Genomic DNA, 15008 nt, shown 5'->3' on the forward strand with positions numbered 1-15008 from the left:
GTCACGCCCCCTGCCTTTTTTCTTCTGCAAGCGCCTCGTATCGCTTGACAAACCTGTCAAGGCGCTGCTTGTACGCAGCGATTTCCTTTTCGTACTGCGCGCAACGCTGCGCCAGAACATCGGCGCTCATGTCTTCAAAAGCCCGGTCATACACGGCTGTGGCCAATTTTTCAAAGCAGACCCGACGAAAGGCGCTCTGCGGGATTTCCACCGGAGCGCGCTTTCTGATGACGACCTTGTCGTACTTCCACTTTTTTTCCGGAAACTCGAAAATGTCTTCAAAAGTTTCCATTTCCGCGCAGTCGCCCAGCATTTCTGCAATATCCACGCGCAAATCTCCGCGCCAGATCACAAAACGGCCTTTTTCCACGCAGAGGTTCCACTGGTGCAGGCCGTCATAATGCGCTGACGCGCCTTCGTTTTTCGCATGGCGCAGGATGACCTTGCCCCCCTGCGCACAAACATGAAAGAGGTTGTACAGCCCAAGCACAGGATCAATGCAGTGGTCCAGAGAATTGCTCATGTGCACGATGTCAAAGGATTCCGGAGGAAAAATGTCGCTCAAGATTTCGGTAAACCCGAATTGCGGCTGCATTCCCGAAACAATGCCGTACATCTGCTTGAGCCGCGCATAGGCCGGGGCCAGCGCGTCCACGGCCACAAAGCTCAGGGCGGTTCGGGACGTTTTGAAGCCGCAGCGGGAAAAAGGCCCGCTGCCCGCATCCAGAAAGCGCGTTGCGGCTTTTTCCAGATCTTCCTCCAGGCGGAAGGGCCGGTCAGCGGAAATCACTTCCTCCCAGTTGTGGCTTCCCGTGGCTCCCCTGGACGCCATATAGGTATTCCAGAATTTCACTTCGCTGGGCACGCCTTCCAGCCATTTGTCCAGAATATGGGCATATTCCCGTTCCGAAAGCATGTTTTGTCCTTTTGTTTGCCGTAATGCGTCGGCGGTTATGCCGTTTCCGGCAGGTTCTGCGCCGCCAGATGGTCGGCAATGCGCGTTGCGGCCATGCCGTCGCCGTAAGGATTGCGCGTTGCAGCCATGCGGGCCACAGCCTGCGGATCGTCCAGCAGGCGCAGGGTCTGCGCGCAAATATTTTCCGCATCCGTGCCCACCAGCACATTGACTCCGGCCTCCACGCCCTCCGGCCTTTCTGTCACATCGCGCATGATCAGCACGGGCTTGCCCAGGGACGGCCCTTCTTCCTGAATGCCGCCCGAATCCGTGAGAATCAGGGAGCAGCCCTCCATCAGGCGCACAAAGGCCCTGTAGGGCAAAGGCTCCTCCAGAAAGATATTGGGAACAGCGCCCAGAAGGGCGGTGACAGGACCGCGCACACGGGGATTGAGATGCACGGGATAGACAATGCGCGCACGGGGCGCGGCTGCGGCAATGGCCGCAAGGGCCGCGCAGATGCGCTCGAAACCGGGACCAAAACTTTCCCTGCGGTGGCCCGTGACCAGGATGACGGGATGCCGCGCAAGGGCTTCCTCCACCCTGGCAGGCAGGGGAGGAGGATCGCGGCGCACAGCTTCCCGCGTCATGAGCAGCGCATCCACCACGGTATTGCCGGTGACCAGAATGTCTTGCGGCCTGACGCGTTCTGCCAGCAGATTGTCCCGCGCAAGCCCCGTGGGCGCATAGTGCCAGCGCGCCACCAGCCCCACAATGCGCCGGTTGGCTTCTTCCGGAAAGGGGACGCGGCAGTCCCAGGTGCGCAGCCCCGCCTCCACATGCCCTACGGGGATTCTCCGGTAAAAGGCGCTCAGGGCGGAAACCTGCACTGTGGTGGTATCGCCCTGCACCAGCACAGCATGGGGCGCGAGGCGTTCCAGCAGAGCGTCCACCGCGCCGAACAGGCGGGCGCTGAGCGAGGCCAGGCTCTGGCCCCCGGTCATGACATCCAGAGACGAATCGGGCGTGAGGCCAAAGTCGGCAAAGGTCTGTTCCAGCATCTGCCGGTGCTGCCCGGCGGCGCAGAGGTGCACGCCAAACTCCCCGGAGCGGCGGCGCAGTTCGTACACCACAGGCGCCATCTTCACCGCTTCGGGGCGCGTGCCCGCAATGACAAGAATGTTTTTCACGCCGCACTCCGCTTGCGGGCCGCCAGACCGAAAAACAGGCCGTCCCGGCGGTTTTCATAACCAAGGTCCGGATCAAGGGCCGTGACCTCAAAGCCGCTGCCCGCGAGTATCCGGGCCAGTTCCCGGCAGTCGAACCACTGCTCCCAGGGGGGGATGCCGCCGGGCCAGGAAGCCAGCCGCTGCACGTTCTTGTCCACAATGACCAGCGTGCCGCCGTCGGCCAGAATCCGGCGCATCTCGCCCAGAGCGGCGTGCAGGTCAACGCAGTGTTCCAGAACCTCGCACAAAAGCACGGCGTCAAAGCTGCCGTCGTCCCAGCCCGAACGCAGCACCGTGCCCACGCGGGCAGACGCCCTTTTGGGCATGAACCGCGCAAAGGCCGGGTGCACGTCCTGACCGGTGAGGTTGGCAAAACCTCCGTAATGCAGCCTGCGCAAGTAGCGCCCCTTGCCCGTGCCCATGTCCAGCACACGGGCCTGTTCCCTGCCTTGCAGGCTTTGCCGCACAAAGGCAAGCCGCCCGTCGTCATCGGCAATATCGTCCAGAAACTGCGGGAAAAAGCGGACAAAGCGGCAACGCTGCATGGCCGAAACCGCGCTGGCAAAGGCAAGAGCCGCAGACGCTCCGCCCTGAAAGACATTTTTGGGCCACTGCCTGCGCCCGTTGCCCAGAGCGCCCATGCCCAGGCAGTAGGCCGCCCCGCCAAGGACGTCATCGCCCAGAGACCATGCCCCCCAGGCCAGCCACAGGGCTATCTCCGCGTATTTTGCGCGCGGCTCCGGGTCTGCGGGAATCTCCGCCCCCATGCTTTCGGCCATGCGCGCAAGGAGCGCAAGGCCGTTTTCCGGCTTCTGCAAAAGGCCCACGGCAGCGGCTTCCCGCACAAGGGCTTCCCCGGCCCGCTGATCGGCCAGAGCACTCTGGAGCGAGGCCCAGTGCCGGGCGCAGTCTGTCCAGGCATTGTGGTCAAGAGCCTGCCCGGCCTGATGCAGCTCGCCGAAGCAGCAGAAAAGCCCCGGCTCCTGCTCGGCAGAGCGCCGCTGGAGCGACAGCACCGTGGCGCACAGTTGCTTGAGATGGCCGTCCCCGTGCGCCGCCAGCACTTCCGGCTGGCGGAAGACCCGCAAAAGCCCCGCGGTCAGGAACAGATTTTTGCCTTGTGCGGACGAAAAGTTCTTCGCCAGCCATTTTGCCAGGTCCAGAGCTTCCTGCCGCCGCCCCCGATCCAGAAGCACGGGCACAAGCCGGGCGGCCTGTTCCATGCAAGGCGTGTCGGCAGGGCCGGACGCCAGAGAGCGCGCATCTTCCTCCAGACGGGAGGCAGCGGCTCCCGCCAGCGCCACCAGAGGCACATCCTCCTCGCGGATGTTCTCCGCGCGCACGTTCCCCGTGTCAACGGCCGCACCCGTTCCGGCAGCGTTCGCGGGCATTTTTTCGTCCGGAGAAAGCCAGGTCATGGCGTCCAGCCAGAACTTGACAGGCCAGGACAATTCTTCGCCCGGAAAATAGTCCGCGCCTTCCCCCACACTGCCGGGAAAGCCCCCGTCCGCTGTTTGCAGGCTCTGCGCACAGCGCAGGGCGGGCAGGGCATGCGCCCTGTCTCCCAGTTTGAGCCAGACCAGCCCGGCCTGGATCAACCCCGGAGTGCAGATCCATGCGGCATTGGCGTAGGCGGGTACCATGCCGTTTTCCGCCTGCCTTTCCGCCAGTTCGCGCATGCCCTGACGGCAGATGTCCACCGCGCCCAGGTCAAAGAGCGCCTCCTGAATATAGCAGTAAAAATGCAGGAGCATGTTGGGCGCAAGAAAATTGGTCAGATTGCAGTGCGCGATGTACCAGGCCAGGGATTTCCGGACAAAGGCGTCAAAGCCGCCCGTATTGAGGGCTTTGCCCGCAGCCAGCAGGCCGGGCAGCACATAGAGATGGATGGCCTCGTTGACGTGGCCACGCGTTCCCAGAGACCACGCGCCCATATCTTCGGGCAGGGCCAGCCGCCCCTCCGGGGAGGCGGTGTCCATGATCCAGCGGCAGGCCCGCTCCAGCGGCCGGGCGGCTTCCGGCAAAAGCGGCGTGATGGCGGCAAGCCCCCGGATGATCTGGCCCGTGTCAAAGGCAAAGGGGCTGGCAATGCCCGGCCCGGAGAAGGAACCGTCGGCATTCTGGATGCTCATGAGCCAGCGCGCGTAACGGACGGCAAGGTCTTTTTCTCCCCACTGGAGCAGGGTGGGGATAAAATAGCCCGTCACCTCGGGATAGGGTGTTGGCTGCCGGTTGCTGACGCTGACTCCCTGCCCCTGCGGCGAATGCGCGCGCACCCAGGCAAGCGCCCGCCGGCTTTCCGCCCCGCCCGGCGTTATCCCTGCCTTCCGCACACTCCCGGCTGCCGCCAGCGTGCGGAAAGCCTTGGCATCGCCGTTGTGAAAGGCCACCAGAGGGCGCTGGTAGTCTGCGGACAGGGCAATGTATTCCGCATGACGGAAATCCAGGGTCTTTCTGATGTGCTCGATTTCCGCGGCAACACTGCCGCGCTGCGGGTAATAGCGCTCCTGCGTGGCAAATTCGCCGAGAATGCAGGTGATTTCCCTGGTGGACAGTTCGTCCAGAAAGGCATCCTTGTCGGCCACATGATGGTAGACGGAAAGCATGAGCAGCACGTCCGTGGCCCAGGCATAGGGCGCGCTGCCGGTCATGTAGCGCACAAAGTCCACGCCTGACGGCCTGTCGCCGTAAAAAGCCAGCACCCTTGCGGCCTCCACATAGCGCGCATCGGCCTCAAGCCCGGTTACCCGGCGGGTATGAGGAAAATCTCCGCAGAAAAAAGACACCATGCCCATGTTGGAGCCGAGGTCCACCACATCCAGCGGCCGCCCCAGCACGGAATGGGCGTATTCCAGCGCATGCCGCACCTGGACAAGGCGTGCGTCCTCCACCGGGCGCTGCCCGGCGATGGTCATGTCGTGCAGGATGACGGACTGGTAGATGCGCTCGTCGGGCTGCTGCTCCGCGTCAAGGTTGTACCCGCTGGTGCAGTCAAAATTGCACTGTGCAAGGTATGCGGGCAGCCCGGGGCGCAGGGCGGAGGCAAAAACCTTTTTCAGCCGCGCAAGGCAGGTGGGGCCGGGCACAGCGCCTTTTTCCAGAACAGGAAAATCCCCCACATGATCCCCACCGCAGACGCCCACCATGTCCAGCGACTGCTCAAAGGGCACTGCTTGGGGGAAATACCGGGCCTCTTCAAAATCGATGAGTACGGGCGTCAGCCCCCGAAAGCAGACATTTTTTTCATGAATGTCGGTGTGCACAATGCCTTTTTCGTACAGGCCGCGCACAAAATCTTTCAGCCGCGCAAAGGCCTCCACCATCTGCGGCGGAGAAAATTCCCGCAGGGCATCAAAGGGGCGCAGTGCTTCCGTGGCAAGGAAAAGCCAGTCGCCGTGCTGTGCGAAACCGGCCACCGCGGGCACATGGGGCGAAGGCGCCAGCGTTGTCAGAAAATTGTATTCGTTTTCCAGCGACGGCGTTTGCGAAAAACCCGGCTCGGACTCCAGCGCGCTTTCCACCAGCAGGCTTTTGTGCTTGGCCTTGAGAAAGTACTGCACACTGCCCGCCCGGATCAGAAAATTCTGGCTGCCGCCGCCGGGAGTCCACTGGCGGGGCACTTCGCGCAGGCTTTCCGGCGGCTGCCCCAGAAATTCCGTGGCCGCACGGCGCACCAGTTCCGGCGGTGTGCGGTCGAGATAGCGTTCTTTCAAATCCAGCACTGTCTGATGAAAACGCATTTTTTCCTCCACCCCTTCGCGCATCAGCCCTGCGCACTGCGGGTAACACCGGGCACAAACACCTGCCGCGCGGCCCTTGCCCGGCCCAGAAGCTCGCTCGTTTCCGGGTCGGGACCGGCAATGAACGGGCAGACAAATTCGTAACTGCCCCAATGACGCCGCTGCTCGCCGCAGGCCTTGCGCAACAGCCCGAACTGTTCCGGCGCGGCGGGCTCTCCCCGGCGCAGCAGTTCTCCGACTTCTTCCATGCGGCCGTGCCAGGCCAGGGCCACGGCATAATTGCCCATTGCCACAAGATCATCCGGGCGCAGGCGGTGGGCCTCCCCAAGATACACGGCGGCCGCGCCCTTGAGAAAGGAGCTTGCCGAGAGCATGCTGATGCCCAGCAACAGATTGGCGTGAAACAGCGCCAGCTCCCTGTCGGCGCAGGCGTCAATGCAGGGGTACAGGGCGTGCACACCCCCGCGCTTTTCCAGCCTTTGCAGGGCGCGGTGAGCGGTTCTGGCGGAGGCTTCGCGCACCTTGGCCGAAATCTTCACGCGCAGGGAGTCATTGTGCCAGCGGTACTGATAGACCACGGCGGGCACATGCACGGGTCGGGTGATGTCCAGAATGCGCAGCCACATGTCCCAATCTTCCGCGCCTTCCAGCCGCGCGTCATATTCCCCCGCCTGTTGCGCCACATCCGTGCGGTACATGAAGGCCGCCATGCCGGGGTTGCCGCACAGGAGATTCTCCAGAAAAGGCTCCCCGTCCAGCGTGTCCAGCACCAGCCCCCTGCCGTTGATGCGCGCAAAAGACGCCGAAGCAAAGCCCGCCTGCGGGAAGGCGCGCAGCGCGCGCACCAGAGTGGAGCAAAAATGCGGCAGGCAGATATTGTCTGCGGAGGTCCAGGTGCGAAACTCGCCCCGCGCCAGGGCAAAGCCCCTGTTCAGGGCTGCGGGCAGGCGGGTGTTGGGGCCGCCGAGCACGCGGACCTTGGGCGAATCAAGGCTCGTCAGATACTCCCCCGTGCCGTCTGTGGAACCGTCGTCCACAATGATCAGTTCAAAGTGGGGATAGTCCTGCGCCAGAACAGAATCCACGGCCTGCGGCAACCAGGTGAGATGGTTGTATGTGGGCAATACGATGCTGACCAGAGGCCAGGGGGCCTCCCCTTCCTCCAGGTACCCCGGAACGGCGGGGGCAGCGTCTTCCACCGGCACGGACGCGAGCTCTCCCGCATCGTCGGGCAGCATGTCCGCATAGACCTGCCAGAGCAGTCCCGCCGAGCGCGCGACGCAAAATTCCCGCTCCACATGTTCCCGCCCGGCACGGCCCGCCTCGCGGGCCATGTTTTCGTGCCGGAGAAAAAAAGACACGTGCGCGGCCAGTTCTTCTTCGTCCCTTTTGCCGAGCACAAAGCCGCTCTTGCCGTGCTCCACCGCATCGGCCGCGCCGCCGCACAGGGTGGTGACCACGGGAACCTGCATGGCCTGCGCCTCCAGAAGGACATTGGGCAGACCTTCCACATGGGCCGTGTGCAAAAAAACGCCGCACATGGACAGAAAGGCGGGCACGTCCCTGACCGGGCCGGGGAAAAGAATGCGCCCGGCAAAGGGCGAGTCGGCCACCTGTTTTTCCATGCGGGCCAGTTCCTCTCCGTCACCGCCGACCACGGCGTACAGCCCCGGATGGGCGGCGCAGGCTCTGGCCGCCACGGAAACCCAGAGATCCGGATCCTTGATGGAGACAAAACGGAACAAACCGCCGAGAACCGGCGCGTCCGCGCCGATCCCCAAGCTCTGGCGCAGGGCGCTTTCCCGCCGGACATCGGGAAAATCCCAGGCCTCCATGTCAAAAATATTGGGGGTAAGGGCCACGCTGCCGGGCGCCAGCCCGAGCCAAGCTTCATAGGAGGCGCAACCCGCGCGGCTGTTGTTGGTCATGCGCACATGGGGCAGGCGCAGAAGATTGGACAGCACCTTGAAGGCGACAACATCGTCAATGCCTTCAAAGCCATAGGGAGAGCGTTGCGCCGGGGAAAGGCTCTGCCCGGCAACAATGATCCGGGGCACCCCCACAATGACGGCCGCCAGCAAAGGCATGAGCAGATCGGCATTCCAGATGTGCAGAAGCCGCGGGCGCACGCGCCCCAGCCAGCCCGCGTATGCCGCCACAGCATTGTAGAAATCCGGTGTGGCGCCCGACAAAAAGATCCCTATTTTCCTCCGCGCCAGGGCAAAAATACCGGTGTCCACCACCTCCAGCCCGAACTCCTGCACCTCGCGGCACACGGCACGCGCCTCTTCCAGAAAGAAATCATTGCCTCCCTGGGGAGAAATGGTGCTGCACAAGAGCGTCACCGGCAGTCCCCGGCGCTGGAACTCCCGCGCGCTGGCGACAATCTGGCGCTCAACCCCGCCGCAGGTCAGCGAATTGGCCCACCAGGCCACCGGCCCGGAAAAATCTTCGGGCGCAATCAGGGGCGCTTCCGCTTTCAAAAGACGTTTTTCAGCCATGCATATCCTCTCCGGCATACGCTCCAGCCGTCTGCCTGCCGTGTTGTGTGTCTGGCACTGCCCGAACAATATCGAAATACTATGCAAGCACAGTGCCGAAAGAGCATGCGACTTCTTTTCACCCGCCAACGCAAAGCGCCGGAAGGATTCTCCCCAAGCCCGTACTCTCCGGAAAACAGCAAGGCCTGCCTGATGGGCGACAACCACAGCCCCGGAAACCATCTCTGCCCTGTCCAGAGCATGAGAAAGCACTTTCCCGAATCAAACGGGCGTTGGTTCCCTTCACTCTATTGACGAGGGAACATGAAAAGTCTAGAAAATTTTATGCAATCGAAGCACCAACGCATTCGCGATCCCTTACACGACCTCATCGAGTTTGGCGATGACCCTTTTGAGCAAATCCTTTGGAGAGTGCTCCAAACTCCATCTTTTCAACGTTTGCGCCGGGTGAAACAGCTTGGTTTTTCAGAATATGTGTACCCTGGAGCTACCCATACACGCTTTTCTCACTGCATCGGTGCATACCACATTGCGAAAAATCTCTTACGCGTGATCCGTGAACGTTCAGCAGCGCAACAGTTCAATGCCACTCTTGCACAACATGCTATCGCTGCGGCTCTTGTCCATGATGTCGGGCACGGTCCTTTCAGTCATGCATTCGAAGATATCGGGAAAAAATTGCATCTTAAAATGGCAAAACATGAGGATGTAAGTGATGCCATTATTCGCAGTGGTGATGTGGGAAAAATTTTTGACGAAATGCATACGGGACTTAGTGCAAATATTGCAGATCTGATCCGCGCCCCCGGGCCTTCAAAAATTTATGGTGCTGTGGTGTCGAGTCAATTTGATGCCGATCGGCTTGACTATATGCAACGAGACCGCTTGATGACGGGAACGCGGCTGGGAAAAATTGATTTGGCATGGTTAACGGCCAATTTGGAAATTGCCGATGTGCCTTGGGGGGCTGGCGGTGAAAAATTTGGGACGCAACAGACTTTTGTGTTGGGAGCAAAGTCGATCCATGCCGCAGAGGCATATGTTCTGGGGCTCTTCCAGCTTTATCCAACAATTTACCTTCATAAAACAACAAGAGGGGCAGAAAAACTTTTTACAGAGCTTTTGTTGCGTATTTTTTCCTTGGTTCAGGACAGTGGAAAAAACTGTTCAAGGATAAATTTGCCCAAAAATCACCCACTGACAATTTTTGCCCAAAAACCTGATTTGCTGGAAAGCGCCTTGAGCCTGGATGACTCCGTTATCATGGGAGCGTTGCCATTGATGGCTGACGCCAAGGATCCTCTTGTCAGAAGTTTTTCCCAACGCCTTCAGCACAGAAAGCTCTACAAATGCATAGATGTTCGGGAACGGTTATTGCAAAAAGGACTGAAAGATGCCCAACTGTCTCTTGCTGTTGAAGGAATACGCAAAAAAATCCAGGAATGGGCTGATAAACACCAGGCTGAAGACAAACCGGCACGTATTTTGGTAGACTCTGGCAGACGTGAGCCGTACAAGCGCATAGAAGAAGAAAAAGGTCCCCTGAACCAAATCATGATGAACACTCCAAAAGGGGATGTTGTTGATATAAATGAACAATCTGCCATAATCAAGGCCATCCGCCCGTTTGAATTTTTTAGAGCCTATACGGCAGATGAAGACTGTGACGCAAAAGTTTTTCTGGAAAATGCCATCAAGGGAGTGAAAAATGAAAAAAGAACAAAAAAATGATGGCGCGAAGGTGAAAAGCATCATTGCTGATGCCGGAGGGCAAATTGTCGGAAGAACAAGGCTTCAGAAAATAGCCTATTTGCTGGAAGCAGCAGGTGAAGGTGAAAATTTTTATTTTGAATACCATCACTATGGCCCCTACAGTGAAGACCTTGCCAGAGCGACTTCTCTTGCAAGCATGGCAGGAGATATTGCAGAGCAAGAAAAAATTGCAGCTTGGGGTGGATGTTACTCAATTTATACAACAGAAAACGCATCACAAACAGATGGCGTGCGCCAACGTCTGGCCCGTACAGCAGCAGAGGCCAATGCGGTTGTTTTGGAGCTTGCCGCAACGGCGACATACTTTGCCGTAAATGGCAAAAAGGATCCGTGGCATGAGACAGAAGCGCGAAAACCGGAAAAAGCTGCGGACGGGCGCCTTGCTGAAGCAAAAAAACTCTATGGGGAGTTACGAAAAATCAGTGAAAAACTTCCACCTCTTTGAAAGATTGTTTGCCAAAAAGCAAGCCATACACCCAATGCAACAAATACGCACGCATTGGCCCTGTGACAGCACAAAACAAGCACCTTTGTGTACAGGCAAGACATGGACAACCTGAAAGACGCTTCCCGCATATTCGCCGGACTCCGGGTTGTGCTCACAGGCTACAGCGGCTTCAAGGGATCATGGCTGGCACTTTGGTTGCGCCTGCTGGGAGCCGAGGTTTTGGGCTTTGGGCTGCCTGCGCCTCACGGCCCCAGCATGAATGCCGCGCTTGATCTGGACAGCCTGATACCGCATGCCCATATCGATATTGCGAATTATGCGCTCCTGGCGCAAAGTATGAAAGATTTCCAGCCGGACATAGTCTTTCATCTGGCAGCTCAGGCTCTGGTGCGCCCTTCCTATCAGGATCCCCTCCACACGTTGCACACCAATATCATGGGTACAGCCCATGTGCTTGAAGCCTGTCGGCATACAGCCTCGGTGAAGGCAGCAGTCATTGTGACCAGCGACAAATGCTACCGCAACAACGAATGGGTCTGGGGCTACAGGGAAAACGATCCCATGGGAGGGCATGACCCGTACAGCGCAAGCAAAGGCTGCGCAGAACTGATAACTACCTCTTATATAAAATCTTTTTTTCCTCAAGGAGAATACGGAAAAACACACCATGTCGCCGTGGCCTCCGCCAGAGCGGGAAATGCCATCGGGGGGGGCGACTGGGGAAAAGACAGGCTGATTCCAGACTGCTTTCGTGCTCTGCATGCAGCAAGACCCGTCCATATCCGCTTTCCTGCAGCAGTCCGCCCTTGGCAACATGTACTGGACTGCCTGAGTGGCTATCTTCTTCTGGGGGCGCGCCTTCTGGAACACGGCCCGCGCTTTGGCTGCGGCTGGAATTTTGCGCCTGTGGATCCGGGCGACATCTGGTCTGTGGAGCGTGTGGTGCGACACATCTGCAAACTTTGGGGAAATGGGGAGTACACGATTGATGCATCCCCCCAACCGCACGAGGCGCATGCGCTCTGTCTCGACTGCGCCAAAGCCAGCAGGGAACTGGGCTGGCATCCCCGCTACAGGGTGGCGGAGGCGCTGGAGCGTACCACAACCTGGTACAGGCAATGGATGGACAATCCCGATCCTCTCCACATGCGAGAAACAACTCTTCGCCAAATTCAGGAATATACCGAAATTCCATGACCTTCGACACCACAACCGGTTTTACCGCGGGCGACATCATTCTGGGGCACAACACACAGCATACCCTGCTTGTTCTGGAACAAAGGGATGGTTGGTTACGGGGCACCCCCTTGGAACTGTGTGCCGAAGCGGAGGTTACGGGCAAAGAAGTCCTCAATGCCTCCGACTTCGAGGAGTGGCATCGGAGCACACCTCTGTGCGTGGATTTGTGGCAAAACATACGCCTTGCCCGTGCAGATGCACACAAATACGAACTTTGTGGCCGCCTGAAAATCTCCTCTCTGGACAGACTCCTCCGGATGATCGGCCACGGTCTGGCCCACGCGCACTATACAGCGATACACAGTCCGCCTCCCTTTCATGAGGGCGTTTCCTCTGTTCCGGTATCCGGGAAGCATTGGGGACCGGAAGAAATGGAAAACCTTCTGGACGCCTCACTGGATTTCTGGCTGACAGCAGGACGTTTTTGCCGGGATTTTGAAAAAAGGCTGGCATATATTCTTGAGCGCAAGTTTGCCTTGGCTGTCAATTCAGGATCTTCCGCCAACCTGCTGGCTATCTCTGCCCTCTGCTCGCCTCTGCTGCACGAGCGGCGTCTCAAACCCGGCGATGAGGTCATTACCGTGGCCGCAGGCTTTCCCACCACGGTTGCGCCTATTGTGCAGATGGGGCTTGTGCCGGTTTTTGTGGATATCGGCATCCCTGACTACAATGCCCTGCCCGGGCAGATCGCTGCCGCAGTGGGGCCGCGCACACGCGCCATTTTTCTGGCCCACACTCTGGGCAACCCTTTTGATCTGGATGCAGTGACCTCCATTGCCAAAGAGCACGAGCTCTGGCTGGTAGAGGACAGTTGCGATGCCCTGGGGTCACTGTACTCCGTGCAGGGAAGCCCCCGCCCCTGTGGTTCTTTTGGCCATATCAGCACACTTTCCTTTTACCCCGCCCACCACATCACCACGGGCGAGGGCGGCGCTGTTGCCTGCGATGATCCCCTGCTGCACAAAATTCTTCTTTCCCTGCGCGACTGGGGGCGTGACTGCTGGTGCGCGCCTGGCGCGGACGACTCCTGCAGGCGCCGGTTTTCACAAAAATTTTCTCAATTACCGCAGGGCTATGACCATAAGTATGTATACTCGCATCTGGGCTACAACCTGAAATTTTCCGATATGCAGGCTGCCGTGGGGCTGGCGCAACTCCAGCGACTGGAAGCCTTTACAAAGGCACGACGCCGCAACTTTGCCTTTCTGTCCCAGGAACTGGCGGATCTGGACGGCGGGCCGCTGATCCTGCCACAGCCCACCCCCCGATCTTCTCCCTCGTGGTTCGGATTTTTGATCACCCTCGATCCGTCCTGCAACCGTGAAGATATCCTGCGCTGGCTGGATTTCCGGAAAATCGGGACACGCCTCCTGTTCGCGGGCAACATTACACGCCAGCCCTGCTTTGCCGGAGTTCCCCATCGCCTTGCCGCGCCCCTGCGCGCAACAGATATTGTCATGCGGCAGACCTTCTGGATAGGACTTTATCCCTCCCTGACGGAAGAACATCTTGCATACAGTGTCCGGGCCATCCGCAAATTCTTTCGCCAGGACACGGGCGGGCAACGGATACAAAAAGAACCTCTGCACACTCTCGAAACCACAGACCGCGATCCCGCCTTGCCTGATCCTGTAGCCTTGATCGTTTTCGACTTTGACGGTGTTTTTACCGACAACAGAGTTCTGACGCTGGAGGACGGCACCGAGGCTGTTTTCTGCAATCGTGGCGATGGACTGGGCATAGACAGGCTGCGCAAGGCCGGCATCCCCCTGCTCATTTGCAGCACCGAAACCAACCCTGTGGTTGGAGCACGGTCCGCAAAGCTGGGCATCCCCGTACAACAGGGTTGCGGCGACAAGGCCGCCTTTCTGCGAAACTGGCTGCGCCGCCACCATATCTCTCCGGAACATGTTGTGTACATGGGCAATGACATAAATGATCGTGAAGCCATGCGCATAGTGGGATATGGCTGGGCACCTGCGGATGCCCATCCCGAAATTCTGGCCATCGCCAGCCATATTACCAGATCGTGCGGAGGTCGGGGCGCGGTGCGCGAACTCGCGGATGCCGTCCTGGCCCGGGCAAAAATTTCTTGAGAGCACATTTCATGTACCCCGGTTTCAGCCTGTTTGCACAGGATCTGCACAATATTGCCCACCAGTTGGGAAGCAGAGCGCAGCACTTTGCCAAAAGTTCTGTTCTTTTGACGGGCTGTACGGGATTTGTGGGTCGCTGGCTGACGGAAAGCCTGCTCTGGTGCAATGAGCAGGCCAACTTGGGAATGCATCTGCATATTCTGACCAGAAACAAAAAGGCTTTTCTGGACGCACTTCCGCATCTGGAAAAACGCACAGATCTTTCTGTTCTGGAAGGGGATATTCTGGATTTGGGGAGCACGCGCCTGCCTGATTTTGCATACGCTGTTCTGGCGATGAACTACAGAAACTCCGGCATGCCTGGTTGGGCAGCACACCATTGCACAGTGGCCACGCTGGGCACGGAAAAACTTTTTCGTATGGCCGGAGCTTGTGGCTGCCGCGCTGTTCTTGTTGTTTCTTCCGGAGCGGTTTACGGCGTGTGCCCTCTTTGTCCGGATTCCGAAGTATTTTGCGAAGAACTTCCTTCGCTGGAAAGCAGATTGCAGGAGTCTGTCCTCTACGGCGAAGGCAAACGCTTTCTGGAACTGTTCGCCGTATCCTTGGGGCAACGCTACAACATTCGCGTACCGGTGGCACGCTGCTTCGCCTTTTGCGGTGCACACCTTGATCTCAACTCCGGCAATGCGCTGGCCAGCTTTCTTGCCGACATCCTGGCAAAGAGGGAAATTCAGATCCAGGGAGACGGGCAAACCGTACGCTCTTACCTGTACGGCAGCGATATGGCCGTCTGGCTGCTGGCCATGCTTGCCGAAGGAGAGCACGGTGTGCCCTGCAACGTGGGCAGCGAACGGGCTGTGAGCCTGCTGGATCTCGCCCGAATGTGCGCCCGGCTGACCCCGTCTTGCAAAACAGTGCGTATTCAGGGGCGCGCCGTACAGGGCAACGCGCCGGAACGCTATGTTCCCGCAACGCAAAGAATACGCTCCCGCCTGCATCTGCAGGAACATGTTTCACTGGAAAAAGGCCTCGCAGCAACTTTGCGCTGGTTTGCCCTTCAAAAACATCACGGATAACCAAGCCCTGT

10 protein-coding genes are annotated in these 15008 nt (G+C 59.0%); 6 read left to right on the forward strand and 4 right to left on the reverse strand.

Going from position 1 to position 15008, the window contains the following annotated elements; genetic code table 11:
• Position 1 precedes the first annotated feature (1 nt).
• Genes EII23_RS05265 through EII23_RS05280 form a run of 4 tightly spaced genes read right to left on the reverse strand, consistent with a single transcriptional unit; the run spans position 2 to position 8365 of the window.
• The gene (locus EII23_RS05265; RefSeq protein WP_124792341.1) at positions 2 to 916 is read right to left on the reverse strand and encodes a class I SAM-dependent methyltransferase; all 915 of its coding nucleotides are present in this window, start codon (positions 914 to 916) and stop codon (positions 2 to 4) included.
• A 35-nt stretch (positions 917 to 951) separates the two neighbouring features.
• Positions 952 to 2085 carry a non-hydrolyzing UDP-N-acetylglucosamine 2-epimerase gene (wecB, locus tag EII23_RS05270; protein ID WP_124792342.1) on the reverse strand — a complete coding sequence of 378 codons (1134 nt, stop codon included), beginning with the start codon at positions 2083 to 2085 and terminating at the stop codon, positions 952 to 954.
• A complete protein-coding gene (locus EII23_RS05275) occupies positions 2082 to 5864 on the reverse strand; it encodes a methyltransferase domain-containing protein (protein ID WP_185702305.1) in 3783 nt (1260 codons plus the stop codon). Before EII23_RS05275 ends, wecB begins: the two co-directional genes overlap by 4 nt.
• 23 nt (positions 5865 to 5887) lie before the next feature.
• Entirely contained in the window at positions 5888 to 8365 is a 2478-nt protein-coding gene (locus EII23_RS05280; protein ID WP_124792344.1) for a glycosyltransferase, read from the reverse strand.
• Positions 8366 to 8470: 105 nt separating this feature from the next.
• Between EII23_RS05280 and EII23_RS05285 the strand changes: the two genes are divergently transcribed.
• From EII23_RS05285 to EII23_RS05310, 6 genes are all read left to right on the forward strand, one after another.
• The gene (locus tag EII23_RS05285) at positions 8471 to 8659 is read left to right on the forward strand and encodes a hypothetical protein (RefSeq protein WP_124792345.1); all 189 of its coding nucleotides are present in this window, start codon (positions 8471 to 8473) and stop codon (positions 8657 to 8659) included.
• Between the two features lie 9 nt (positions 8660 to 8668).
• Positions 8669 to 10096 carry an HD domain-containing protein gene (locus EII23_RS05290; protein WP_124792346.1) on the forward strand — a complete coding sequence of 476 codons (1428 nt, stop codon included), beginning with the start codon at positions 8669 to 8671 and terminating at the stop codon, positions 10094 to 10096.
• Positions 10074 to 10583 carry a hypothetical protein gene (locus tag EII23_RS05295; RefSeq protein WP_124792347.1) on the forward strand — a complete coding sequence of 170 codons (510 nt, stop codon included), beginning with the start codon at positions 10074 to 10076 and terminating at the stop codon, positions 10581 to 10583. Before EII23_RS05290 ends, EII23_RS05295 begins: the two co-directional genes overlap by 23 nt.
• Positions 10584 to 10685: 102 nt before the next feature.
• A complete protein-coding gene (rfbG, locus tag EII23_RS05300; protein ID WP_124792380.1) occupies positions 10686 to 11783 on the forward strand; it encodes a CDP-glucose 4,6-dehydratase in 1098 nt (365 codons plus the stop codon).
• On the forward strand, positions 11780 to 13921 hold the full coding sequence (gene rfbH, locus EII23_RS13380; protein WP_185702306.1) for a lipopolysaccharide biosynthesis protein RfbH: 2142 nt from the start codon (positions 11780 to 11782) through the stop codon (positions 13919 to 13921). Before rfbG ends, rfbH begins: the two co-directional genes overlap by 4 nt.
• A gap of 11 nt (positions 13922 to 13932) precedes the next feature.
• Positions 13933 to 14997 carry an NAD(P)-dependent oxidoreductase gene (locus tag EII23_RS05310; protein ID WP_124792348.1) on the forward strand — a complete coding sequence of 355 codons (1065 nt, stop codon included), beginning with the start codon at positions 13933 to 13935 and terminating at the stop codon, positions 14995 to 14997.
• Positions 14998 to 15008: the final 11 nt, after the last annotated feature.

The organism is Desulfovibrio sp. OH1186_COT-070, assembly GCF_003860215.1.
Taxonomy (GTDB): Bacteria; Desulfobacterota; Desulfovibrionia; order Desulfovibrionales; family Desulfovibrionaceae; genus Desulfovibrio.

Bases quoted from the DNA above. Each gene is read 5' to 3' on its own strand.
- EII23_RS05265 (WP_124792341.1), bottom strand. From the start codon at position 916: ATGCTTTCGGAACGGGAATATGCCCATATTCTGGACAAATGGCTGGAA.
- EII23_RS05275 (WP_185702305.1), bottom strand. From the start codon at position 5,864: ATGCGTTTTCATCAGACAGTGCTGGATTTGAAAGAACGCTATCTCGAC.
- EII23_RS05280 (WP_124792344.1), bottom strand. From the start codon at position 8,365: ATGGCTGAAAAACGTCTTTTGAAAGCGGAAGCGCCCCTGATTGCGCCC.
- EII23_RS05285 (WP_124792345.1), top strand. From the start codon at position 8,471: ATGCGACTTCTTTTCACCCGCCAACGCAAAGCGCCGGAAGGATTCTCC.
- EII23_RS05290 (WP_124792346.1), top strand. From the start codon at position 8,669: ATGAAAAGTCTAGAAAATTTTATGCAATCGAAGCACCAACGCATTCGC.
- EII23_RS05295 (WP_124792347.1), top strand. From the start codon at position 10,074: ATGAAAAAAGAACAAAAAAATGATGGCGCGAAGGTGAAAAGCATCATT.
- rfbG (WP_124792380.1), top strand. From the start codon at position 10,686: ATGGACAACCTGAAAGACGCTTCCCGCATATTCGCCGGACTCCGGGTT.
- rfbH (WP_185702306.1), top strand. From the start codon at position 11,780: ATGACCTTCGACACCACAACCGGTTTTACCGCGGGCGACATCATTCTG.
- EII23_RS05310 (WP_124792348.1), top strand. From the start codon at position 13,933: ATGTACCCCGGTTTCAGCCTGTTTGCACAGGATCTGCACAATATTGCC.